The organism is Bacillus sp. TH13 (assembly GCF_016651175.1).
In the GTDB taxonomy this organism is placed as follows: Bacteria; Bacillota; Bacilli; order Bacillales; family Bacillaceae_G; genus Bacillus_A; species Bacillus_A thuringiensis_S.
Genome location: NZ_JAEKEJ010000025.1, coordinates 3,272,775 through 3,295,099, shown reverse-complemented (window position 1 = coordinate 3,295,099; position 22,325 = coordinate 3,272,775). Strand labels below are relative to the sequence as shown.

The following is a 22,325-nucleotide window of genomic DNA, read 5'->3' as shown; positions in this document are numbered from 1 at the left end:
GAAGAATGGCTCTTTTTTTATTGATAGATTTCTTTATATTTCTTATACTCTGCTTCAGAACATAGTACGAAATGTCCTGGACGAATTTCACGCATTGTTGGCACTTCGCTACCGTAATCATGCTGCGATGGATCGTATACGATACGTTTACGATTACGCTCATAATCTGGATCTGGTAGCGGAATTGCTGATAATAGTGATTTCGTATATGGATGAACTGGATTCGCATATAACTCTTCACTTGTTGTCAGTTCTACAATTTGACCACGGTACATTACGCCGATGCGGTCACTAATGTATTTTACCATCGATAAATCATGGGCAATGAATAAGTATGTTAAGCCTTTTTCTTTTTGTAACTTTTTCAGTAAGTTTACAACTTGCGCCTGAATCGATACGTCAAGTGCTGAGATCGGCTCATCGGCAATGATAAATTCTGGTTCTACAGCAAGCGCTCGAGCGATACCGATACGCTGACGTTGTCCACCTGAGAATTCGTGTGGGAAACGGTTTGCGTGCTCTTTATTTAAACCAACTGTGTTTAATAGTTCATGAACACGGTCCATGCGCTCTTTTTTACTTTTCGCTAATCCGTGAATATCAATACCTTCTGCGATAATATCCCCTACTGTCATACGAGGATTTAATGATGCGTATGGATCTTGGAAAATCATTTGCATTTTACGGTTGAATTTCTTCAATTCTGTGCGTGATTTCTTACCATGTACGTTTTCACCATCGAACAATACTTCACCAGCAGTTGCATCATATAAACGAATAATCGTTCTTCCAGTTGTTGATTTACCACAACCTGATTCTCCTACAAGACCAAATGTTTCTCCGCGGTAAATATCAAATGAAATATCATTAACCGCTTTGACAACACCACCACTCACGTCGAAGTGCTGCTTTACATTTTTTACTTCAATTAATTTCTCACGTTGTTTAGTCATGTTGTTCACCTGCTTTCATTTGAAGAATACGTTTTTCAACAACTGCCGGCGGTTTTACTTCTGGAGCTTGCTCGTGAAGTAACCAAGTTGCCGCATAGTGTGTATCACTTACTTTAAATAAAGGTGGGTCCATTTCAAAATCAATTTTCAGTGCCTGTGGGTTACGTGGTGCAAAAGCATCCCCCTTTGGCGGCTTCAATAAATCCGGAGGCGTTCCAGGAATTGCGTATAACTCTTCCTCTGAACCATCTAAACTTGGCATAGATGCGATTAAGCCCCAAGTATATGGATGTTTCGGATTATAGAAAATTTCATCTACAGTTCCAATTTCAACAACTTTACCAGCGTACATAACTGCCACTCGGTCAGCAACGTTTGCTACTACACCTAAGTCATGCGTAATGAAAATAATTGCCGCTTCTGTTTTTTGCTGAATGTCTTTCATAAGTTCTAAAATTTGTGCCTGAATCGTAACGTCTAGCGCTGTTGTCGGCTCATCGGCAATTAATAATTTCGGGTTACAAGCTAACGCCATCGCAATAACTACACGCTGTCTCATACCACCTGAGAATTGGTGAGGATATTGTTTTAAACGAGCTTCTGGATTTGGAATACCTACAAGGTCGATTAATTCTAAAGCAACTTTACGTGCGTCTGCTTTACTCATTCCTTGGTGTTTAATAAGGCCTTCCATAATTTGATTCCCAATTGTCATCGTTGGGTTTAATGATGTCATTGGGTCTTGGAAAATCATTGCGATATCTTTACCACGTACTTGTTGCATTTCTTTTTCTGTTAATTTCGTTAAGTCACGACCTTCAAATACGATTTCACCATTTTTAATGCGTCCAGGAGGATTCGGAATTAATCCCATTAACGCTTTAGAAGTAACTGATTTCCCTGAACCAGATTCTCCTACAATCGCCAATGTTTCTCCTTTTTTCAAATCAAAAGTAACGCCGCGTACAGCTTGTACTTCACCTGCATGTGTATCAAAGGAGACTTGTAAATCTTTTACCTCTAACAATGTTTTCATCTTTGCCTCTCCCCTCTTTTACTTACGCATTTTTGGATCTAACGCATCGCGTAATCCGTCTGCCATTAAGTTAAACGCTAAAATTAATATACTGATGACAACCGCAGGGATGAACATCATATGCGGATACGTTTGAATAGATTTATAACCGTCATTAACAAGAGAACCAAGTGATGCGAATGGTGGCTGAATACCTAAACCGATAAAGCTTAAGAACGCCTCACCAAACACCGCTGTTGGGATTGTAAACATTGTCATTACGATAATTGGTCCCATTACGTTCGGGATTAAGTGTTTTACAATTAATTGTGTATTCGTTGCACCTAATGTACGAGATGCTAATACGTATTCTTGGTTTTTCAATTTCAAGATTTGTCCACGAACGATACGGGACATCCCTATCCAACCTGTAATCGCCATTGCTAATGTAATTGACCATATACCAGATCCCATAATGATTACCATTAAGATAACAATGATTAAGTATGGAATACCATTAATAATCTCCATAATACGTTGCATAATATTATCTACTCTGCCGCCATAAAATGCTGAAATCCCTCCGTATGCAACCCCAATTACTAAGTCAATTGCTGCTGCTAAAAGAGCGATATATAAGGATACACGTGTACCTTCCCATGTTCTTGTCCATAAATCACGACCAAGATCATCTGTACCAAACCAGAAATACTCTTTAATATCACGTTTTTCATATTGATCAACACCATATTGATCTGTACCGTCAAATGGTAACCAATGAACATTTTCAATAACAGGAATTTTCGGCGGCATTTTCGCACGGCCTAAATCTTGCTCTTTATATGAGTGTTTACTTACCATCGGTCCAAAAATTGCTAGTAATATAATAAGGCTTAATAATACGAAACCAAACATCGCACCTTTATGTTGGAACAAACGTCTTCTTACATCTTGCCAAAACGTTAAGCTTGGACGGGCAATGACTTCATTATCCACATTATTTTGATTGGCTTGTTGAAATAAATCTGGAGATAATTTTTGTACATCTTTCATCATTTTTTCCCTCCCGCTAAACGAATTCGAGGATCAATAATTCCATATAAAATATCGACAATGAAAATAACTAAAATGAAGATTGCACTATAGAAAATCGTAGTTCCCATAATAACTGTATAGTCATTCACTGTAATAGATTTAACGAACTGTTCCCCTAGTCCTGGTACAGCATAAATTTGCTCAATAACTAGTGTACCTGTGATTAAACCTGCAACCATTGGTCCTAAAATTGTTACTACTGGAATTAACGCGTTACGAAGTGCGTGTTTGATAATGATAACGCCTTGGCTAATCCCTTTCGCTTTCGCTGTTAAAATGTAATCGGCTTGCATAACTTCAATTAACTCTGCACGAGCGAAACGTGCGATTGTCGCGATAACTGCCATCGATAAAGCAATTGTAGGCATTACTGTAAACTCTGGTCCTTTCCAGAACGCTACTGGGAACCAACCAAGTTTTACCCCTACGAAATATTGTAGTAAAGCGGCGAATACGAATGATGGTACCGACATCCCGAGTACGGAAATAATTGTCGCTCCATAATCGACCCACGTATTGTTACGGAGTGCCGCAACGATTCCTAAAATTAAACCGATAAATGTTCCTAATATAATCGCTTGTAAACCAAGTTGTGCTGATGGTCCAATGCGATCCACAATCATATCTGTTACTGGACGGTTATCATATTGGAATGATACCCCTAAATCACCTTTTGCTAAGTTACCTAAGTAACGTGCATATTGAACTGGTACTGGATCATTTAAACCATATTTTTCAAGAATGATTTCTTTCTGTGCCGGTGATAACTTCTCCTGATTTTTAAGCGGAGAACCCGGAAGTAATTTCATCAAAAAGAAAGTCAGCGTAGTAATTAAAAATAATGTCAAAGCCATGTACACGAAACGTTTTAATACATAACGTCCCATAGTCAAGCACCTCCCCGTTTTTCTCAAAAGCAATAAGATAGTTTAAAATATTCTTACTTTTATTTTTTTAAAATAAGAGCATATGCCCATCATAGGCATATACCCTTGTAAACGATGGAAAAAAGATTATTTTTGTTCAACAGATGCCCATTTGTAAGTTAATCTACCACCATAGTTGATTGGTATAATATCTTTTACAGCATCTTTTACTATATATGCTGAACCTTTTTGGAAGATTGGAGTGATAACTGCATCCTCTTTAATTAACATCTTCTCTACTTCTAAAAGGTTGTTCCAGCGTGCTTGTAAATCTTTTGTATCTGTTTTAGCTTTTAGAATTAACTCATCATATTTCTGATTAGAATACCCTGTTTTATTTTGAGAACCATTTGTAACAAACATATCTAAATATGAGATTGGATCTGGGAAATCTGGGCCCCAAATACCAAACGCAATATCATATTGCTGAGAATCTTCTAATTTATTTTTTTGTGCAAATGGCTGCTGTTTAATTTTAATTGATAAACCAGGTAAGTTTTTTTCTATCTCACCTTTTAAGAATTCACCAACCTTTTTTGCATCTTCATTATCAAAGTTTAAGAATTCTAGTTCGATTTTATCAGTGCCAAGCTCTTTCTTCGCTGTTTCCCAAAGCTTTTTCGCTTCTTTTGGATTCGTTTCAACTAGCTTTCCATTTTCAGCTCGGAAATCTTTTTTATTCGGACCTTCAACGAAATCTTTTCCAACAAATCCATAAGCTCCAATCGCACCATTATTTAAAATAACTTTCGCAATGTTATCACGATCAAAGGACATTGAAATTGCTTTTCTTAAGTTTTTATTACTTAAGTATTGATTACTTTGATTAAATCGTAGGTAAGCAACCCCTGCTTCTTTTCTTGTGTGGAATTCTGAGCTTTGTCTAAACTTATCAACAAATTCTGAAGTTAGAGCCGCACGATCAATCGAGTTTGTCTCATATAAATTTACATCAGTTGACGTATTTTTTACAATATTAAAGTTAATTTCTTCGATTTTAACCGTTTTATTATCCCAATATGATGGGTTCTTCTTAAACTGGAAGCTTTGCTCATGTTTCCAATCACTCATAACAAATGGCCCATTATATAATGTTGTATTTGCCTCTAACCCAAACTTATCACCTTGTGCTTTTACAAAGTTTTCATTTAGTGGGTAAAATACCGGATAAACTGTTAAATCAACAAAGTAAGGAACGGGATTGTCTAATTCCACTTCTAATGTATAATCATCAATTGCTTTTACACCTAATTGGTCAGCAGGTAATTCTTTTTTATGAATTTTCTCTGCATTTTTAATATCAAACATAATGTACGAATACGTCGCTTTTGTATCTGGATTTACTGCTCTTTTCCATGAATACACAAAGTCTTTTGCTGTTACAGGCTCCCCATTCGACCATTTCGCATCTTTTCTTAATTTAAATATGTATTTCTTCCCATCATCTAACTTTTGAAAATCTTCAGCAACTCCTGGCATTCTCTTTTGATCTTTGCCGGTACGATATAAACCTTCCATCGTATTATTTAATGCTGTAGAAGATGCAGAATCAGATGCTAATGATGCATCCATTGACGGAATTTCAGATAACTCTGTTAAATTAAGAATCTGCTTTCCATTACTACTACTCGTAGCATCTTCTTTCCCTTTTGCTTTTGCGTCATCTTTTTGGTAGCTACACGCGCCAAGCAACATACTTGCAGTTAAAGTCGATGCAAGTAATAACGGTATCTTTTTCTTCATGTTGTGTTGCCCCCCTAATTGCACTTCCTGTACCCTCACCTGTTAAAAAGTAGAATTGAAAGAATAATCTCCAAGTTTCTACAATTTTCATTATACATATAATATAACAATTGTGAATATAGTTTTTTGTTTTTTTGTTAAAATTTTTAATAAAATGTTTATATTTTTATTTTTTTGTAAAGGGATACGTTAACATTGCTACCATCATCTTGAAATCAGACCTTTAATTGCGTATAATTTTCAAAAAATTAATTCTGGTACATATTATAGCTTTTATAGTATAATAATTCTAGTAATATTTTGACGGAGGGGAACATTTTGAATAAAGTTTTTTTTCATACTTGTATACTAATTTTCATAGCGATCATCGCTTCTAGTATTAGCGCATTCCTCATTTCATCGCAATTTTTGTTGAATTTTGTCAACATCTTGTTTTATATTGCACTGTTTTTTATTCTTACCGGCGGTTTTTTATACATATTTCAAAATGGTTTTTTCAATGTAACCATTTACGCATTCCAAAGAGTATTTGGTACGAACAAAAAGATTGACTCTTTAATTGAAGAAGTCGAGGAACCTACAGATAAGAAAGAACGTATTTATAAAACATATTCATTCAAATGGACATATCCAATTTGTATTACAGGTATCGTTCTTGGGTTGTTCTCGACCCTCATTAGCTTTACTATTTTGATGTAGTTTGCAAACACTATCCCATATGATATAATAATCAGCAAAACATTTTGTTATAAAACTTTAGTTCTTTCATATTAAAAGAGCTCAAGTAACAATAAATAAATTTATATGTATGCGATGATAAAGAAGAGTACATATTGAGGCAATTTCAGAGAGCTTGTGGTCGGTGTGAACAAGTAATTGTACAGTATGGAATGGGCTTTTGAGCACCAAACCGAACCGAAAGTAGTAGGCTTTGGCGTTATATCCAAACGTTATTATGGATTAGAGAGATTTCACAGTAGTGAAATAATTAGGGTGGTACCGCGGTCCATTCGTCCCTATAGTTTTTGGGATGAATGGGCTTTTTTGTTTGCCTTCTCTTCCCCCATCACGCATTCAATTTTAGGAGGAATTACTTATGTCAGTTATCTTTTCTGGTATTCAGCCAAGTGGAACGATTACACTTGGAAACTATTTAGGAGCAATGAAGCAGTTTACAGAGCTTCAAAATGAACACGACTGTTATTTCTGTATTGTAAACCAACATGCGATTACAGTACCTCAAGATCCCGTACAACTTCGTAAAAACATCCGCAGTCTTGCTGCACTTTATGTGGCATGTGGCATTGACCCTGAAAAAGCTACTTTATTTGTACAATCAGAAGTACCAGCACACGCTCAACTAGGTTGGATCATGCAATCTGTTGCTTACGTTGGAGAATTAGAGCGTATGACGCAATATAAAGATAAAGCTTCTGGTAGAGATTCAGTTCCAGCTGGATTACTTACATATCCACCACTAATGGCTGCTGACATTTTACTTTACAACACTGAAATCGTACCGGTTGGTGATGACCAAAAGCAACATATGGAATTAACACGCGACCTAGCAGAGCGTTTCAACAAACGCTTCCGTGAAGTGTTCACAATTCCTGAAATTCGTATTCCAAAAGTAGGAGCTCGCGTTATGTCACTAACAGAACCTACGAAAAAAATGAGTAAATCTGATCCAAATCCAAAATCAATGATCAGTATGCTTGATGAACCAAAAACAATTGAAAAGAAAATTAAGAGTGCCGTAACTGATTCTGAAGGTATCGTGAAATTTGATAAAGAAAACAAACCTGGAATCTCTAACTTATTAACAATCTACTCTTCATTCTCTAGAAAAACAGTTGAAGAAATTGAAGCAATGTACGAAGGAAAAGGATACGGAGACTTCAAAGGCGACCTGGCTCAAGTAGTCGTAGAAGCAATTCGTCCAATCCAAGACAAATATAACGAACTAATCAACTCACCAGAACTAGACGAAATTCTAGACAAAGGTGCAGAAAAAGCAAACCGCGTTGCATTCAAACAACTACGCAAAGTAGAAAACGCAATGGGACTAAGCAGAAAACGTAGGTAACATAAAAAGCGGAGGCGACTGCTTAGCCCTGACGGCTAAAGTTCTTTCCCACAGAAGGTGCTTTTTACCTTCTCGTGGGGAAGGTTCTTAGACGCGAAGGGCTAGGAGCCGGAGCTAGATTACATATAAAGCGGAAGCGGCTCGTTTAGAATGTGAGGGGGATGGAGCGCCTTCCTACGAGGCGTTTTTTGCCTCGTAGGAAGGCGCGAAGCCACCGAACATTCTTGCCGCTGGAGCTGGATTTCTACAAAATTAAAAAACCGCCAATTGGCGGTTTTTTAATTTACCTTTTGCTCATTTTCCATTTCCCATAACTTTTCAAAAAATGGCTGTCCTTTTACGAGACGCTCGCATAATTGTTCATGTTTCTCAGACCAGCCAGCTTTCGCTTCATCATACAGTCTAGCCCAAATATCCTCGAACTCCATATGTTGAACCGTTCCATATGCTGATGGATCCCACTCTGTGTACCAATAGCGAATCTCTGCTGTATTTTTCGTTGTATGTAATTGATCTAACGCCATAAATAATAATTGTTTTAGCTGTCTTTCTTTACGAGTCAAGCCATTCATAATGAAAGGCGATGGTGATAAAATGTGGTGTTCTTTTTCTGTTTCTTCTACTTGGAACTCATATTTTTCTGCTTGTACGTTTTCTACCATCTCATATACCATCTGCTCTTGGCGTGGTATAAGTCTGCTTTTACGAATAGGTACATTGTAACCAATTGTATCAATCGCAATAATTCCTTTTCCATCTGTAACAACAAAGCAATACTCTTGCTGCAAACGTTCATGATTTTTACGAATATAAGCCTTATGATGTACGTCTTCCAACAATTTTTGCGGAAGCTCTAACAATTCGTCCTCGATGTAATGATATAATGTGGCATCTACTTTTAATAATGGCACTTGATCTAATAGCTCAATCGTATCATCTTTCCGCCATTCGTAAAAATGACAAACGTTATACCCATTCTCTTCACCTTCAAACCAATTTACCCATACATCATGTAGATATAACATTCACTACCCCTCACTTCACTACTGTTTGTATCAATCATTATGTTCAATTTTTCTTAACTTTATTCCACCTAAGGAAATATATTCTAATTATTATTTTTCTTCTATTAATACTAAAAAAAAACAGGAAATAGAGCTCCTGTTTTTTATATATGAAATGTATTTGCTTTATTCAATATTTCTTTTGCATCTATAGATAATAAAGAAAGTGTATCTTCTCCTTCCAATGTTACACAATCTTTGACAATATGAAATCCAAGCGCATAGCCAAGCATCTTTGGATAAGAGTGAAATCCATTTAATAAGATGTCGTGCTCCCTTGTTCCTCGTTTTATACTTATTCTTTCATGTACAACATTTTTCCAATAATAAATAGCCTCTTCTTTTGAAAGATACATCGTCCACGGTGCATTGTTTTTTTCTGAATATCTTTCCGTTACCGCTTGCTCAGCTAACCCTTCCATAATCATCGTATCAAGTAATGTATATTCTGTTTCTTTCGTCTCAATTTGATGTAACCTGCATATGTGATGATATTCATGCGCCAATAACACCTTTAATTCTTCCACCGAATTCCGTCCACATACGAATAAGAAAATAACATGACGCATAGATAATCCAGCCCTACCGTTATACTCTTCTTGTACAGTTCGATTATAGGAATCTGATAATAAAATAAAGACAGGGACATCCGGACCTTTCAACCAATTTTTCAATTTATCATACTCCAAGCTCAACTCTTTCCAAATTTCCTTTTCCTCTAATTCTTTAATTTCCTTTTCCCCATGCATGACCGGACGATACATCCCTTTTGAAATTAAAAAGCGATACAACCTTTCTTTTGGCAACGGAATATACTTCGTAAATTTCTCACAAAGTTTTTCTGGCCGTCCATAATATAAATGTAGCCATTCAGCTGTTTCAATAACCCCCATCTTTATCCCTCCTTTTTTCTTATGTATATGCTACAGGAGAAAAAGACGTAAAAATAAATAAGGAGTTTTTTCGTAATATGCTACGAAAAAACTCCTTATTTCATCTATTATTTATACGATTTAAATACTAATACTGCGTTATGACCACCGAATCCTAGTGAGTTACTTAATACTGCATTTACTTCTTGTTGTCTCGCTTGATTCGGTACGTAATCTAAGTCACATTCTGGATCTGGTGTTTCATAGTTAATTGTTGGAGGGATTACTCCGTCTGTAATTGATTTAATTGAGAAGATCGCTTCAACAGCACCAGCTGCTCCTAATAAGTGACCTGTCATTGATTTCGTTGAGCTAATTGCTACTTTGTACGCGTGCTCACCGAACGTTTCTTTAATTGCCATCGTTTCATACTTTTCATTCGCATCCGTACTTGTACCGTGCGCATTAATGTAATCAATATCTTCTGGTTGTAGACCTGCATCTGCTAAAGCTTGACGCATTGCACGCACGCCGCCTTCACCACCAGGAGCCGGCATTGTAATATGGAATGCATCACCAGTTGCACCGTAACCAGCGATTTCCGCATAAATGTGAGCACCACGAGCTAATGCGTGCTCTAATTCTTCAAGAATTAAAATACCTGAACCTTCACCCATTACGAAACCGCTACGGTTTTTATCAAATGGACGGCAAGCCGTTGCTGGGTCTTCATTAAATGTTAATGCTTTCGCTGAGCTAAATCCTGCGAATGCCATACTTGTTAACGGCGCTTCAGCTCCGCCTGTTATCATTGCATCAGCATCACCACGCTGAATTGCTTTAAATGCATCACCAATTGAGTTTGCACCAGATGCACAAGCCGTTACAGAACAAGTGTTAATTCCTTTCGCTCCTGTTGCGATTGATACTTGACCTGCTGCCATATCTGGAATCATCATCGGCACGAAGAATGGACTCACACGGCGCGGACCTTTCTCAGTAAAAATCTTAAATTGTTCTTCGTATGTCTCCATACCGCCAATACCAGATCCAATCCATACACCAATTCGAGGTCCGTTTTCTTCTGTAATTTCAAGCTTTGCATCTGCAACTGCCATTTTCGCTGCTGCTACTGCATATTGTGTAAAGCGATCCATACGGCGCGCTTCTTTTTTATCAATATATTTCTCGACTTCAAAGTCGTTAATTTCTGCTGCTACTTTTGCTGGAAATAGTTCCGGATCAATTCTTGTAAGTCGTCCGATTCCAGATACACCTTTTTTAATGTTTTCCCACGCTGTTTCAACATCTGTACCGATCGGTGTAACAGCTCCTAGTCCTGTAATTACGACCCTCTTTTTTTCCATACAAAATACACTCCTTTTTTTCTCTCAGTCCTTATTTACCCCAACGAAGAGCAACTGCTCCCCATGTTAATCCGCCGCCAAAACCAACAAGTATAATTAAATCACCATCTTGAATACGTCCATTTTGCAATTCCTCTACCATTGCAATTGGAATTGAAGAAGCTGATGTATTACCAAACTTTTCAATTGTCATACTCATTTTTTCTTGTGGTAAATTTAATCTCTCTCTTGCAGATTCCATAATACGAATGTTCGCTTGATGCGGTACTAAGAAATCCACATCCTCTTTCGTAAGACCAGCTTTATCCAGCACGCGAAGACAAGATTCACCAAGTTGACGAACGGCAAATTTAAACACTTCTCTGCCATTCATCATAACATACTCGTCTTGATAAAGATGCTTACCGCCACTTCCGTCTGCTCCTAATTCGAAAGATAGAACGCCTCTTCCTTCTGAAACAGCTCCCATTACGATAGCACCGGCTCCGTCTCCAAATAGTACCGCTGTATTTCGATCATTCCAGTCTACAATTTTAGATAGTTTATCACTACCAACTACTAATACATTTTTATAAGTTCCCGTTTGAATAAATTGCTGCGCTGTAATCATTCCGTACATAAAACCAGCACATGCTGCACCTAAATCCATTGCAGCTGCATGTTTCGCTCCAATCGCTTCTTGAATGACACAAGCTACTGCTGGAAACGCACGATCTGGTGTTACTGTCGCCACCAAAATAAGATCGATATCTTCTCCGCTAACCCCTGCATCTTCAAGTGCTTTTTTAGCAGCCTCTACGGCCATATACGAAGTATCTATTGTATCATCGGCAATGCGTCTTTCGGCAATTCCCGTTCTCGTACGAATCCATTCATCGGATGTATCCATTATCTTCTCTAAATCGTGATTTGTGACTACTTTTTCCGGCACATATCTTCCGATCCCTAAAATGCCCACGTTCACATCGCAGCCCTCCGTTTTATATCAATTATTATGACTTGGTACTAATTTTAAAACATAAATGTATTTTTGTCTAGAATATATTTCAGCTAAAACATAAAGCTAGGCATTATTCACTTTATTGTTTATTAAAAGAAACAGAAACATACCTTTCCTGTTTCTTTTGAAATATAAAAAGGCTCGAACCGCTTCTCTCGACGGTTCGAGCCTCTTTCTCCTCAAAAAGAAAGGGTTTTATTGTTGATCTGCTTTCCCAAGCTCATATGCTTCGTTCATAACTTTCATCAATAACTCTAATACTGGTTGTGCTTTCTCCATATCAAGCGCAATTCCATTATCATCTAAAATGGCCTTTGCTTCTGGTAAATGCTTCATTGCGATTTGTAAAAACTGCATGCTTTTTTCGTTCATATTATACTCTTCCTCTCCATTAAAACTTTCACATACAATAGTGTAACACGCGTGCTACCCTTCGTATAACTCTTTATATTTTTTCATGTGTGCCAGTTGCTTATTTAAACCGTATTCTAACGGAGTATTTCTTTTTATCGAAATTACCTCGATAGCCTCATCTCTTACTTCGTTATTATCTTTATTTACTTTATCATCCGCGCGTAAAAGGTTCATACCTTTTTTCCATAATGATTTTTTACCACTAAGCAAATTGTATATACCGAGATGCTGCTCGTTCATTCCATTTTCCCATAAGTATTCACATACATCTTCCACGTACAGTAGATCACTTCCGTTTTCCTCACTCGCATAATAGCACTCTTTCTCATCCAGTTCTGATAAAATGAGCTGATGATACATCATAAAAGACGGTTGCCACGGTCCATATAATGTAGGAACTCGAAATACACTATATTGTAAATCCCCTTTTTTCAATCCTTCTTCTACTTTCAAAAATATGCGCTTATTTTCCGATTCATCTGTACTACCTACTTCAATAGAAGAAATTAAATTTAACTTCAATTTTTGTTCTTCACACATTCTTATAATTCGCTTTAAATATTGTAATATGACTCTTTCATTCCGAAACCCACATTGCTGATTTGGCTCATATAAGCAAAAGTAAACAGTATCGAATCTCTCTTCCTCTACTAATCTCCATCCATCTTCATCTCTTATCGAATAATACGTAAATAACGCATTTCGCCCAATTAACAATAACTTCTCTTCATTAATTTTGGTCATACTATTGAATTCATCAAAATCAAGACCATACACTTCTACTTCTTCTGCGATCATTTTATTCACAAGGTGATAACCTACAAACGTAAGTGCACCTATTATCAGCACGCGTTCCATACCACCAACCCTTTCTCCTTGAAACAAATAGCTCCTCATTTATGTATATGGGAGCTTCACAATTCTTCTTCATATTTTTTAAAGAAATCAGTCGTTTGCCTAACCATTTTATATTTCACATCTTGCAGATGGAACAAGACAGAAGTATCGCATTGATTTAATTGCCTCATTTTCTCATATTTACGCAACTGTTGTTTTCTTCCTCTTTTTTCTTGTGTTGATACGAAAACTTTGACAGGTACACAAGATGGAAGAAGCGTAAATGATTTCTTATTTATTTTTAAATCTAACTCTTCCTCTTTGGCATCATACGCCAAACTTAATTCCTTCACTAATCTTTTGTAAAAAAACTTATGCTCTTTCTCAAATTCCACATATTCTGGTAAATCTAAACACGGATTCAACATAATGACAGAACGAATACATTCAGGGTATTTGTTCATCATTTCAAGTGCTACAAGCGCACCCATACCATCTGCCATTATGTGCATTTTCGCATTTAACGTCTCTTTTCTCAAAACAACATCATATAAACGTTTTGCTAGACGAACAGATTGGTCGTTTCCCCAGTGCCTTCCGTATAAATTAGAAGAAAAGACCGTGTAGCCTTCCTCAATAAGGCCATGTAAAAAATAAGATCTTCCCGCATGCTGTGTCCATAAACTTGTACCATTCTCAATAAAGTAGTTGTAATCACCGAGGAGCATAACCGAAAATCCATTTGGCTTCTCCGGTAAATAAATGACACATGGTTCTTTTTCTAAGTAAAAAAAACGTTCCGTAATACTCATTTTTCCCCCGCCTTATTTTCTAAACATATAAAACCACTCTTTTATAATGTATGAACGGAATGCAAATTTGCGTTGAAAAATCTACAAATATTTTTCTATATTCTTTTTTCAATTGTGTTACAATAAGGACAGATTGAACGAATAGAGGTGTAAAATATGCGTTTCATTTGGGCATTAATTTGGTCGTTCTTACTTGTACATATGATGAGCTATGTAATCGGCTCTATGACTGGCGGTACATACGACTTTAACCAAGCGTCTATTTTCTCAGTTGTTCTTGCTGTATTAGTACTAGCGATTTCAGCTGCAATTCCAAACGAGCCAGTAGAACAACACTAAAAAAAGAGTCCGGATTTTATCCGAACTCTTTTTTATTTTTATTTCACATGAACAACTAATTCGTTATTTTCTACATCGACAACTACGTGACTATTGTCAGTAATTGTTCCTGCAATTAATTCTCGCGCTAATTTCGTTTCCACTTGACGTTGTACGTATCGTTTTAATGGACGAGCTCCATACATCGGATCAAAGCCAGCTTCTACAACGAATTCTTTTGCTGCGTCTGTTAATTCTACTGTAATGTGACGGTCAGCTAAACGCCCTTGTAATTCTTTTACAATTTTATCAACAATACCTTTAATTTCATTCGTTGTAAGAGGTTTAAATAAAATAATTTCATCAACACGGTTTAAAAATTCAGGGCGGAAATGTCCTCTTAATTGCCCCATTACAAGGTCTCTTGATTCCTCTTTAATCGAGCCATCTTCTTCTAATCCATCTAGTAAATGAGCAGATCCAATATTTGAAGTCATAATAATAACTGTGTTTTTAAAGTCCACTGTACGTCCTTGCGAATCTGTAATGCGTCCATCATCTAACATTTGTAATAAAATGTTGAATACTTCTGGATGTGCTTTTTCAATTTCATCTAATAAAATAACGGAATATGGTTTACGTCTTACCGCTTCTGTTAATTGACCGCCTTCTTCATATCCTACATATCCAGGAGGTGCACCAATTAAGCGTGACACTGCGTGTTTCTCCATATACTCAGACATATCAATACGAATCATTTGCTCTTCACTATCGAATAAAGACTGCGCTAACGTTTTTGCAAGTTCTGTTTTACCAACACCCGTAGGGCCTAAGAAAATAAAGGAACCAATCGGGCGGTTCGGATCTTTAATACCAGCGCGAGCACGAAGAACCGCGTCTGATACTAAGCTTACTGCTTCCTCTTGTCCGATGACACGCTCTGATAAGATTTGCTCTAAGCGTAGTAATTTCTCGCGTTCACCTTCAACGAGTTTAGCAACAGGAATACCAGTCCAGCGTGAAACAATATCTGCAATTTCTTCTTCACTTACTTCCTCACGTAATAAACGATTTTCTTGTTTATTATGCGCGCCCATTTCTTCCGCTTCTTTTAACTCTTTTTCAATTGCTGGAATTTTCCCGTGACGAAGTTCGGCCGCTTTATTTAAATCGTAATTACCTTCTGCTTCTTCTAATTCACGGCGCAGACGTTCTAAATGTTCACGTAAGTCACGAACTTTGTGAATGTCTTCTTTTTCTTTCTCCCATTTCGCTCTCATACCACTTGCAACTTCTTTTAAATCTGATAGTTCACGTTGCAACGTTTTAAGACGTTCTTGGCTACCACGATCTGTTTCTTTTCCAAGAGCTGCTTCCTCAATTTCTAACTGCATAATACGACGCGTTACTTCATCTAATTCTGTTGGCATAGAATCAATTTCTGTACGAATTGTTGCGCACGCCTCATCAACAAGGTCAATTGCTTTATCTGGTAAGAATCGATCTGAAATATATCGATCTGATAAAACTGACGCTGCAACAATCGCACGGTCATGAATATTTACACCGTGATAAATTTCAAAACGCTCTTTTAATCCACGTAATATGGAAATCGTATCTTCAACAGTTGGTTCTTCTGCTAATACTTGTTGGAAACGTCTTTCTAGCGCTGGATCTTTCTCAATATATTTACGATATTCATCTAATGTCGTCGCCCCGATACAATGCAGTTCACCACGCGCAAGCATTGGTTTTAGCATATTCCCTGCATCCATCGCACCTTCTGTTTTACCGGCGCCAACGATTGTATGAAGTTCATCAATAAATAATAAAATACGCCCTTCACTCTTTTTAATTTCATTTAATACAGCTTGCAGACGCTCTTCGAACTCACCACGGAATTTCGCACCAGCTACGAGCGCACTCATATCTAACGCGAAAATCGTTCTATCTTTTAGCCCTTCAGGTACATCTTTTTTCACAATACGCTGCGCTAACCCTTCAACGATTGCTGTTTTACCAACACCTGGCTCACCAATTAAAACAGGGTTGTTTTTCGTTTTACGTGAAAGAATGCGAATGACACGTCGAATTTCACTATCCCGGCCAATAACAGGATCAATTTTCCCTGCTCTCACTTCTGCCACTAAATCACGGCCATATTTTTCTAACGCTTCATAAGTTGCTTCTGGATTTTGACTAGTCACTCTTTGATTCCCCCGAACTGTCATTAAAGACTGTAATAAGTTATCTTTCGTAATATGAAATCTTGTAAATAATTGATTGATATCGCCTTTTTCTTCAGAAAAAGCAAGCAATACATGTTCCACTGAAATGTAGTCATCTTGCAATTTCTCTGCTTCTTTTCCTGCTCTTACAAATAGTTGTTGCAGAGCACCTGTTATATATAATTTGCCTACTTCTGCACCGCTTCCCGTTACAGAAGGCTTTTTCTTAATTAAACTTTCGGCGCCTTGCTTTAACGCTTCTATATCGACATTCATTTTTTGAAAAATACGCACTGCTAACCCATCTTGCTCTTCTAATAATGTAAACAAGAGATGAACAGTATCTACTTCTTGATGATGATGAGATACCGCTAAAGATTGGGCACTCATAATCGCCTCTTGTGTTTTTGTTGTCATTTGATTTAAGTCCATCTTTACAGCCCTCCAAACGTTTGACTTTCTTTGACCTTTGATTTAATTATACGCCAACTGACTTTTTTATACAATAAATTCGCCTATGCATTTTCAAACTTATTATTGGAAAAAGAAAAAAGGAGCATTCATTATGCTATTTAAAAAAGTACGATAAATGAAACTACATTATGTAACAACAAAAAAGCCGCAATAAAGATTGCGGCTTCTGTTACGGTTTTCTTTTATATGTCCACTGGCGGTTATGATTCGTGTTATCTGGAAACTTTTCACCGGCAGTTAATTGTACCATTTGCGGATTTTTTACCATACTTCCCGTTTCACCAATTTCTACGTAAATGCCATCATTTGGCGCTTTTTGTCCAGAACGAAACCTGCGATTTTGTCCCATCTTCATTCTCCTTCCATGACGTCTTGCCTCATTAGTATATCCATTTTAAAAGAAAGGTTTTCTGTCATGTTTAGGAAACAAGTACTACATCTCATTCTTGTACATATACATGAATGACACAAGCTTAGGAAGGAATTCCTTTCCTATCTGTAGAAAAAAAGAAACCAACCTACTCTAGGCTAGTTTCAAAGGAGAGTCAAACATATACGAGAAGATTACATGTTCATTATATGCCTCATCATACGAGCAATGTAACCCTTTTCACATTTTGTACATAATGAAAGAAACATTATTTGAACTTTCTAAAAAGATGTTGACTTTTCTTAATTTCCAACGAGAAATAGTAGACACCGTAGTACTTCGCGACGTAAGATGGATATATAGTGAAATCTCCATCTATGGTGGTCTCACCCAGTCTAACCTCTTATTTCTGCATATTAAAAACGGAAATACAGATAGAAACAAAAAAATTATTATAAGAGGTGAAATTATGAACAAACAACATTTAATCGCATTAGACTTAGACGGCACTTTATTAACAGACAACAAAATAATTTCCACTCGAACGAAACATACAATTGCAAAAGCAAAGGAACAAGGACACGTTGTCGTTATTTCAACAGGACGTCCATTCCGCGCTAGTTATGATTACTATAAAGAACTAGGTCTGAATACACCTATCGTAAACTTTAACGGTGCGTACGTGCACCATCCTCTTGATTCAAACTGGGGTATACATCACTCTCCTCTTGAGCTAGCAACAGCGCAAGAAATTGTACGAGCTTGTTTTGATTTCGGCGTAAAAAATATATACGCTGAAGTTATGGATGATGTGTATGTTCGTGAAATTGATGAAGATAAAAAACACATTTTCGAATTCGGTTCTCCTAAGATTTTTACAGGAGACTTATTAAATATTTTAAATGACCATCCAACTTGCTTATTAATTGACGCACATGACGAGCATTCTACTGCAATTCGTCAACATTTAACTGATATGCATGCGGAAGTAATCGACCATAGAAAATGGGGTGCACCTTGGCCGATTATTGAAATTGTAAAAAGCGGATTAAATAAAGCGGTCGGATTACAAAAAATTTCTAGTCATTACAACATTCCACAAGAGCGAATTATCGCTTTCGGTGACGAAGATAATGATTTTGAAATGATTGAATTTGCTGGTCACGGCATCGCAATGGGAAATGCCATCCCTGAATTAAAATCACTCGCAAACCATACTACGTTAACGAACGAAGAAGATGGTATTGCTTTATATTTAGAAGAGGTTCTTGGGTTGTAATCTAAAAATTCCCTACTTATAGTTTCCTGCCAAATGCCCATACTATAAGTAGACGCATAAGACATCGCGTCGATTGTTTTCAGCTAAATAAAGGGGGTTTTTCGAATGGGTAAAAAGAACAAATCAAAACGTTTTATCCAACAAGGAGCCGATGCTGTTATGAAGCATGATGCAAGATTCCCGTACAGAGGTACATTAGCTGAGGCAGAAAAGGCAAGAAGTAACTCTTCTTTTGGAGGGGTTTAAATGGGGAACTTACTATTCCAACAAGCTAGAGATGCTGTTGAAAATGCCGTATCTTGTTCAAGCGGTACTGAGCAACAAGATCTCGTATATAGAGCAAAAAATGCTTTGCAATCCGCTTACGCAAACTCTTCAACTGCTGAAAAAGTTCAGCTCCGTGAAATGCAAGAGCAATTGCAAAACATTACGAATGTACATTAAAAAAGAGGACCAACTTTGGTCCTCTTTAATCTTTCCGAAACAATCCGAACACCCCAACTGTTTGCAGTATATTTGTAAATGCACCTGGGTCCACTTGTTTAATAATCCTCTCCAATTCGTATAACTCGTAACGGGTAATAACCATCATTAACATTTCTTTATTTTCATTCGTATAAGCACCTGTTGCTGGTATCGTTGTAATTCCTCTTACTAATCGCGAGTGAATCGCCTTTCTTACGTCCGCCCCATTCTTCGTAACAATTAATGCTGTAATCTTTACATGACGAGTATGAATTGCATCAATAATTCTCGTTGATACATATAAAGTCACTAACGTATATAACGCTTTTTCCCATCCATATACATAGCCAGCAGCGATAATGATAATTGCATTAAAAAAGAAAAAGTATGTACCGACAGGCTTATCTTTTATTTTTGATAAAATCATGGCGATAATATCTAATCCACCTGTAGAAGCACCCCACTTTAAAGCAATCCCTACTCCAATTGCCGAAATAATCCCGCCAAAAATCGCATTTAATATGATATCATTCGAAACCGCTCTAACAGGGATGATTTCTAGAAACAAAGTCATAAATATAACACAAAGAAAACTAAAAAAGGTGAAGGCCTTTCCAACCTTTTTCCACGCTAAAATAACGACAGGAATATTAAATAAGCTAAACAATACTCCCGTAGATATGTGAATCGATAAAAAATCACCTAATATTTGTGATAATAATTGAGACAATCCAGCAAAGCCGCTCGCATACACTTTCGCTGGCGTTAAAAATAAATTCATCCCAATCGCGTTTAATAAACCTGCGATGATTACAACGATTAACTTCTTTATAAGTTCAGTATAATTCAACTTCAAATCCATTTGGAGTCCACCTTTACCCTTCATAAATGCACCGCTATACATAGTCTTTACGAAAAAGGAAATGATAAACGTACAACGTTTAGAAATGGAGTTGATACATATGCCACATACGAGTGATAACGACAAAAAAGCACGCGATAATAATGCAAAACGCACACAAAAAAATGAGCAAGAGCAAAAAAATATTCAGCAAGGTAAACGTGCATACTCTAAAAAGACCGATCACCTTTGATTCCATCGTACATCAACAATTATGTTGATGTACTTTTTTACATTTTAAAGGAAAAAAACATTAAAAATTCACTTCATGTTCACTTCTATATTCTACAATAGCGATAACATATTCGGATGAGGTGTTGGCATGAGAGGGAAACATATTTTTATTATTACTGCACTAATAAGTATATTGATGCTATCTGCTTGCGGACAAAAAAATGGCTCAGCTACAGTCGCCACAGCAACAGACTCGACTGTTACGAAGGACGACTTCGAAAAACAATTGAAAGATCGTTACGGAAAAGACATGCTATACGAAATGATGGCACAAGACGTCATCACAAAAAAATATAAAGTACCTGATGAAGAGGTAAATAAAGAAGTAGAAAAAGTAAAAAAACAATATGGAGATCAATTCAAAAAAGTATTAGAAAACAATCGTTTAAAAGATGAAGAGGATTTTAAAAATCAAATTAAGTTCAAACTTGCTATGAATGAAGCGATTAAGAAAAGCATTACAGAAAAAGACGTAAAAGACCACTATAAGCCAGAAATTAAAGCGAGTCACATTTTAGTAAGTGACGAAAATGAAGCGAAAGAAATAAAGAATAAACTAGATGCCGGTGCTTCATTTGAAGAATTAGCAAAACAAGAATCACAAGATCTACTATCAAAAGATAAAGGTGGAGACCTTGGATACTTCAATTCAGGTACAATGGCTCCTGAATTCGAAACGGCTGCCTACAAACTAAATGTTGGACAAATTAGCAATCCCGTAAAATCATCAAACGGTTATCACGTTATTAAATTAACTGATAAAAAAGATTTAAAACCTTACGATGAGATAAAAAACTCTATTCGCAAAAACTTAGAGGAAGAACGTACTGCTGATCCTGTATTCAGCAAAAAATTGTTACAAGAGGAATTAAAAAAGGCAAATATTAAAATAAATGATAGTGATTTGAAAGATACATTTACTCTTGTTTCTCCGCAAGGAAATTAAAAAAGCACAACCTTATTTTTTTAGATAAGGTTGTGCTTTTTAATCTTTTATCTTATTTCTTAAAGTAAGTCCAACCTTCTTCTTGGTAAACCTTTTCTTCTTTCATCAACTTACCAAGTGCGCGCTTAAATGCAGCTTTACTCATGTTAAAGCGTTCTTTAATATCTTCTGGATGGCTCTTATCCCAAAACGGCATTGCTCCGCCTCGTTCTTCCATATATGCATAAATTACTGCAGCATCATCTTCCATTCCTTCTTCTTTACGAGGAAGAAGTGAAATGTTAATTGTACCGTCATCTTTTACGTCAATAATACGGCCCGTTACACGCTCACCGATGCGGACTTGTTCTTTTCTTTCTGTATGGTGTAGGAAAGCACGGAAATGCTCATCCGTTAGTATGAATGAACCAACTTGAAGTGAACGATATACACGTCCGTTTACGTTTTTATTACGCATAGATGGCGTTGCATCTACGATAATTTCTTGCATATCACTGTCTCTCGCTGGAAGAGCAATTAAACGATCACGATTCGTTAATTTTAACGTACAATATAATTCGTCGCCTACTTCTGGCCATACTGGCATATAAATCGGGAACTCATCAGCTGGAATTAATATATCTTTTGATACACCAATATCAACAAACACACCTAAACTAGGAATGACTTCTACAACCTTTACCCAGTTCCAATCATAAGTTGTAATAATTGGCTCCTTCATTGTTGCTGAAATACGATTTTGGTGATCAAGGTATATGAATACATCAATCGTATCGCCTTCTGCAATTTCTCCAGCTACTTCGTTTTTATGTAGGAAGATTTCTTCTTCTTCATTCCCAACCATATATCCGATTTCCGTTTCGCGTAAAACAGTTACCTGTTCAATCGATCCTATTTGCAAATACATATTTTTAATTCCCTTCTAT

Annotated in this window: 24 protein-coding genes and 1 other annotated feature; of the genes, 8 read left to right on the top strand and 16 right to left on the bottom strand. The window is 36.7% G+C overall.

Annotation, left to right across the window (positions count from 1 at the left end; genetic code table 11):
- Nucleotides 1-17 precede the first annotated feature (17 nt).
- The 5 genes from JFU02_RS25485 to JFU02_RS25465 all read right to left on the bottom strand — a co-directional run bounded on the left by JFU02_RS25485 (nt 18) and on the right by JFU02_RS25465 (nt 5,732).
- Complete coding sequence (locus JFU02_RS25485) at nt 18-953, bottom strand: ABC transporter ATP-binding protein (protein ID WP_000166354.1); 936 nt, start codon at nt 951-953, stop codon at nt 18-20.
- A complete protein-coding gene (locus tag JFU02_RS25480) occupies nt 946-1,989 on the bottom strand; it encodes an ABC transporter ATP-binding protein (RefSeq protein ID WP_000854346.1) in 1,044 nt (347 codons plus the stop codon). Before JFU02_RS25480 ends, JFU02_RS25485 begins: the two co-directional genes overlap by 8 nt.
- 18 nt (nt 1,990-2,007) lie before the next feature.
- Complete coding sequence (gene opp3C, locus JFU02_RS25475; RefSeq protein ID WP_000974098.1) at nt 2,008-3,024, bottom strand: oligopeptide ABC transporter permease; 1,017 nt, start codon at nt 3,022-3,024, stop codon at nt 2,008-2,010.
- Nucleotides 3,021-3,950, bottom strand: a complete 930-nt coding sequence (gene opp3b, locus JFU02_RS25470; RefSeq protein WP_000534165.1) for an oligopeptide ABC transporter permease — start codon at nt 3,948-3,950, stop codon at nt 3,021-3,023. The genes opp3C and opp3b overlap by 4 nt, the downstream gene beginning before the upstream one ends.
- Before the next feature lie 126 nt (nt 3,951-4,076).
- Entirely contained in the window at nt 4,077-5,732 is a 1,656-nt protein-coding gene (locus tag JFU02_RS25465; RefSeq protein ID WP_000727204.1) for a peptide ABC transporter substrate-binding protein, read from the bottom strand.
- A 318-nt stretch (nt 5,733-6,050) separates the two neighbouring features.
- Here JFU02_RS25465 and JFU02_RS25460 point away from each other — a divergent pair, with 318 nt between their 5' ends.
- Together JFU02_RS25460 and trpS are read left to right on the top strand one after the other, a co-directional pair.
- Entirely contained in the window at nt 6,051-6,431 is a 381-nt protein-coding gene (locus tag JFU02_RS25460) for a DUF3899 domain-containing protein (protein WP_061666482.1), read from the top strand.
- Between the two features lie 105 nt (nt 6,432-6,536).
- Nucleotides 6,537-6,753 (top strand) — a binding site (T-box leader).
- 75 nt (nt 6,754-6,828) lie between these two features.
- Nucleotides 6,829-7,818: a tryptophan--tRNA ligase gene (trpS, locus tag JFU02_RS25455; protein WP_000110995.1), complete on the top strand. Its 990-nt coding sequence runs from the start codon at nt 6,829-6,831 to the stop codon at nt 7,816-7,818.
- 278 nt (nt 7,819-8,096) lie between these two features.
- On the opposite strand, the gene JFU02_RS25450 is transcribed toward trpS, so the two are convergent.
- The 7 genes from JFU02_RS25450 to JFU02_RS25420 form a co-directional block, all read right to left on the bottom strand.
- Nucleotides 8,097-8,843, bottom strand: a complete 747-nt coding sequence (locus JFU02_RS25450) for a YjbA family protein (protein WP_000966118.1) — start codon at nt 8,841-8,843, stop codon at nt 8,097-8,099.
- A 143-nt stretch (nt 8,844-8,986) separates the two neighbouring features.
- Nucleotides 8,987-9,775, bottom strand: coding sequence for a DUF2268 domain-containing putative Zn-dependent protease (locus JFU02_RS25445; protein ID WP_000538198.1), 789 nt, complete (start codon nt 9,773-9,775; stop codon nt 8,987-8,989).
- 107 nt (nt 9,776-9,882) lie between these two features.
- Nucleotides 9,883-11,121, bottom strand: a complete 1,239-nt coding sequence (gene fabF, locus JFU02_RS25440; RefSeq protein WP_000412645.1) for a beta-ketoacyl-ACP synthase II — start codon at nt 11,119-11,121, stop codon at nt 9,883-9,885.
- 31 nt (nt 11,122-11,152) lie between these two features.
- A complete protein-coding gene (gene fabH, locus JFU02_RS25435) occupies nt 11,153-12,085 on the bottom strand; it encodes a beta-ketoacyl-ACP synthase III (protein ID WP_001100531.1) in 933 nt (310 codons plus the stop codon).
- Between the two features lie 231 nt (nt 12,086-12,316).
- Nucleotides 12,317-12,493: a ComZ family protein gene (locus JFU02_RS25430; protein ID WP_001003335.1), complete on the bottom strand. Its 177-nt coding sequence runs from the start codon at nt 12,491-12,493 to the stop codon at nt 12,317-12,319.
- Between the two features lie 54 nt (nt 12,494-12,547).
- The gene (locus tag JFU02_RS25425; RefSeq protein ID WP_061666480.1) at nt 12,548-13,420 is read right to left on the bottom strand and encodes an NAD-dependent epimerase/dehydratase family protein; all 873 of its coding nucleotides are present in this window, start codon (nt 13,418-13,420) and stop codon (nt 12,548-12,550) included.
- 29 nt (nt 13,421-13,449) lie between these two features.
- On the bottom strand, nt 13,450-14,184 hold the full coding sequence (locus JFU02_RS25420; RefSeq protein WP_000028706.1) for a lipase family protein: 735 nt from the start codon (nt 14,182-14,184) through the stop codon (nt 13,450-13,452).
- 156 nt (nt 14,185-14,340) lie between these two features.
- On the opposite strand from JFU02_RS25420, the gene JFU02_RS25415 reads away from it, so the two are divergent.
- Nucleotides 14,341-14,523, top strand: a complete 183-nt coding sequence (locus tag JFU02_RS25415; RefSeq protein ID WP_001211116.1) for a YjzD family protein — start codon at nt 14,341-14,343, stop codon at nt 14,521-14,523.
- Between the two features lie 38 nt (nt 14,524-14,561).
- Here JFU02_RS25415 and clpB read toward each other — a convergent pair whose 3' ends face one another.
- Together clpB and JFU02_RS25405 are read right to left on the bottom strand one after the other, a co-directional pair.
- Nucleotides 14,562-17,162: an ATP-dependent chaperone ClpB gene (clpB, locus tag JFU02_RS25410; RefSeq protein ID WP_000365378.1), complete on the bottom strand. Its 2,601-nt coding sequence runs from the start codon at nt 17,160-17,162 to the stop codon at nt 14,562-14,564.
- Between the two features lie 211 nt (nt 17,163-17,373).
- On the bottom strand, nt 17,374-17,553 hold the full coding sequence (locus tag JFU02_RS25405; protein WP_000531422.1) for a YjzC family protein: 180 nt from the start codon (nt 17,551-17,553) through the stop codon (nt 17,374-17,376).
- Nucleotides 17,554-18,043: 490 nt separating this feature from the next.
- Here JFU02_RS25405 and JFU02_RS25400 point away from each other — a divergent pair, with 490 nt between their 5' ends.
- The 3 genes from JFU02_RS25400 (at nt 18,044) to JFU02_RS25390 (ending at nt 19,297) form a co-directional block, all read left to right on the top strand.
- Nucleotides 18,044-18,853 carry a Cof-type HAD-IIB family hydrolase gene (locus JFU02_RS25400; protein ID WP_001041241.1) on the top strand — a complete coding sequence of 270 codons (810 nt, stop codon included), beginning with the start codon at nt 18,044-18,046 and terminating at the stop codon, nt 18,851-18,853.
- Between the two features lie 105 nt (nt 18,854-18,958).
- Nucleotides 18,959-19,099, top strand: coding sequence for a hypothetical protein (locus JFU02_RS25395; RefSeq protein WP_000516816.1), 141 nt, complete (start codon nt 18,959-18,961; stop codon nt 19,097-19,099).
- Entirely contained in the window at nt 19,100-19,297 is a 198-nt protein-coding gene (locus JFU02_RS25390; RefSeq protein WP_000527408.1) for a DUF3813 domain-containing protein, read from the top strand.
- 25 nt (nt 19,298-19,322) lie between these two features.
- Here the strand turns inward: JFU02_RS25390 and JFU02_RS25385 are convergent, their stop codons facing one another.
- Complete coding sequence (locus JFU02_RS25385; RefSeq protein WP_000364431.1) at nt 19,323-20,180, bottom strand: YitT family protein; 858 nt, start codon at nt 20,178-20,180, stop codon at nt 19,323-19,325.
- A gap of 100 nt (nt 20,181-20,280) precedes the next feature.
- Between JFU02_RS25385 and JFU02_RS25380 the strand changes: the two genes are divergently transcribed.
- Nucleotides 20,281-20,412, top strand: a complete 132-nt coding sequence (locus JFU02_RS25380; protein WP_001120851.1) for a DUF3941 domain-containing protein — start codon at nt 20,281-20,283, stop codon at nt 20,410-20,412.
- Between the two features lie 129 nt (nt 20,413-20,541).
- A complete protein-coding gene (gene prsA / locus JFU02_RS25375) occupies nt 20,542-21,399 on the top strand; it encodes a peptidylprolyl isomerase PrsA (RefSeq protein WP_001214223.1) in 858 nt (285 codons plus the stop codon).
- A 52-nt stretch (nt 21,400-21,451) separates the two neighbouring features.
- Here the strand turns inward: prsA and JFU02_RS25370 are convergent, their stop codons facing one another.
- Nucleotides 21,452-22,306: a CvfB family protein gene (locus JFU02_RS25370; RefSeq protein ID WP_201071859.1), complete on the bottom strand. Its 855-nt coding sequence runs from the start codon at nt 22,304-22,306 to the stop codon at nt 21,452-21,454.
- Between the last annotated feature and the right edge of the window lie 19 nt (nt 22,307-22,325).

Excerpts from the sequence above, each read along its gene's own strand:
- JFU02_RS25445 (WP_000538198.1), bottom strand. The coding sequence starts at position 9,775 with ATGGGGGTTATTGAAACAGCTGAATGGCTACATTTATATTATGGACGG.
- JFU02_RS25480 (WP_000854346.1), bottom strand. The coding sequence starts at position 1,989 with ATGAAAACATTGTTAGAGGTAAAAGATTTACAAGTCTCCTTTGATACA.
- opp3b (WP_000534165.1), bottom strand. The coding sequence starts at position 3,950 with ATGGGACGTTATGTATTAAAACGTTTCGTGTACATGGCTTTGACATTA.
- JFU02_RS25405 (WP_000531422.1), bottom strand. The coding sequence starts at position 17,553 with ATGGGACAAAATCGCAGGTTTCGTTCTGGACAAAAAGCGCCAAATGAT.
- JFU02_RS25395 (WP_000516816.1), top strand. The coding sequence starts at position 18,959 with ATGGGTAAAAAGAACAAATCAAAACGTTTTATCCAACAAGGAGCCGAT.
- JFU02_RS25430 (WP_001003335.1), bottom strand. The coding sequence starts at position 12,493 with ATGAACGAAAAAAGCATGCAGTTTTTACAAATCGCAATGAAGCATTTA.
- JFU02_RS25450 (WP_000966118.1), bottom strand. The coding sequence starts at position 8,843 with ATGTTATATCTACATGATGTATGGGTAAATTGGTTTGAAGGTGAAGAG.
- JFU02_RS25390 (WP_000527408.1), top strand. The coding sequence starts at position 19,100 with ATGGGGAACTTACTATTCCAACAAGCTAGAGATGCTGTTGAAAATGCC.
- JFU02_RS25370 (WP_201071859.1), bottom strand. The coding sequence starts at position 22,306 with ATGTATTTGCAAATAGGATCGATTGAACAGGTAACTGTTTTACGCGAA.
- fabF (WP_000412645.1), bottom strand. The coding sequence starts at position 11,121 with ATGGAAAAAAAGAGGGTCGTAATTACAGGACTAGGAGCTGTTACACCG.
- trpS (WP_000110995.1), top strand. The coding sequence starts at position 6,829 with ATGTCAGTTATCTTTTCTGGTATTCAGCCAAGTGGAACGATTACACTT.
- opp3C (WP_000974098.1), bottom strand. The coding sequence starts at position 3,024 with ATGATGAAAGATGTACAAAAATTATCTCCAGATTTATTTCAACAAGCC.
- JFU02_RS25465 (WP_000727204.1), bottom strand. The coding sequence starts at position 5,732 with ATGAAGAAAAAGATACCGTTATTACTTGCATCGACTTTAACTGCAAGT.
- JFU02_RS25485 (WP_000166354.1), bottom strand. The coding sequence starts at position 953 with ATGACTAAACAACGTGAGAAATTAATTGAAGTAAAAAATGTAAAGCAG.
- JFU02_RS25400 (WP_001041241.1), top strand. The coding sequence starts at position 18,044 with ATGAACAAACAACATTTAATCGCATTAGACTTAGACGGCACTTTATTA.
- clpB (WP_000365378.1), bottom strand. The coding sequence starts at position 17,162 with ATGGACTTAAATCAAATGACAACAAAAACACAAGAGGCGATTATGAGT.
- JFU02_RS25385 (WP_000364431.1), bottom strand. The coding sequence starts at position 20,180 with ATGGATTTGAAGTTGAATTATACTGAACTTATAAAGAAGTTAATCGTT.
- JFU02_RS25420 (WP_000028706.1), bottom strand. The coding sequence starts at position 14,184 with ATGAGTATTACGGAACGTTTTTTTTACTTAGAAAAAGAACCATGTGTC.
- JFU02_RS25415 (WP_001211116.1), top strand. The coding sequence starts at position 14,341 with ATGCGTTTCATTTGGGCATTAATTTGGTCGTTCTTACTTGTACATATG.
- prsA (WP_001214223.1), top strand. The coding sequence starts at position 20,542 with ATGAGAGGGAAACATATTTTTATTATTACTGCACTAATAAGTATATTG.
- JFU02_RS25380 (WP_001120851.1), top strand. The coding sequence starts at position 20,281 with ATGCCACATACGAGTGATAACGACAAAAAAGCACGCGATAATAATGCA.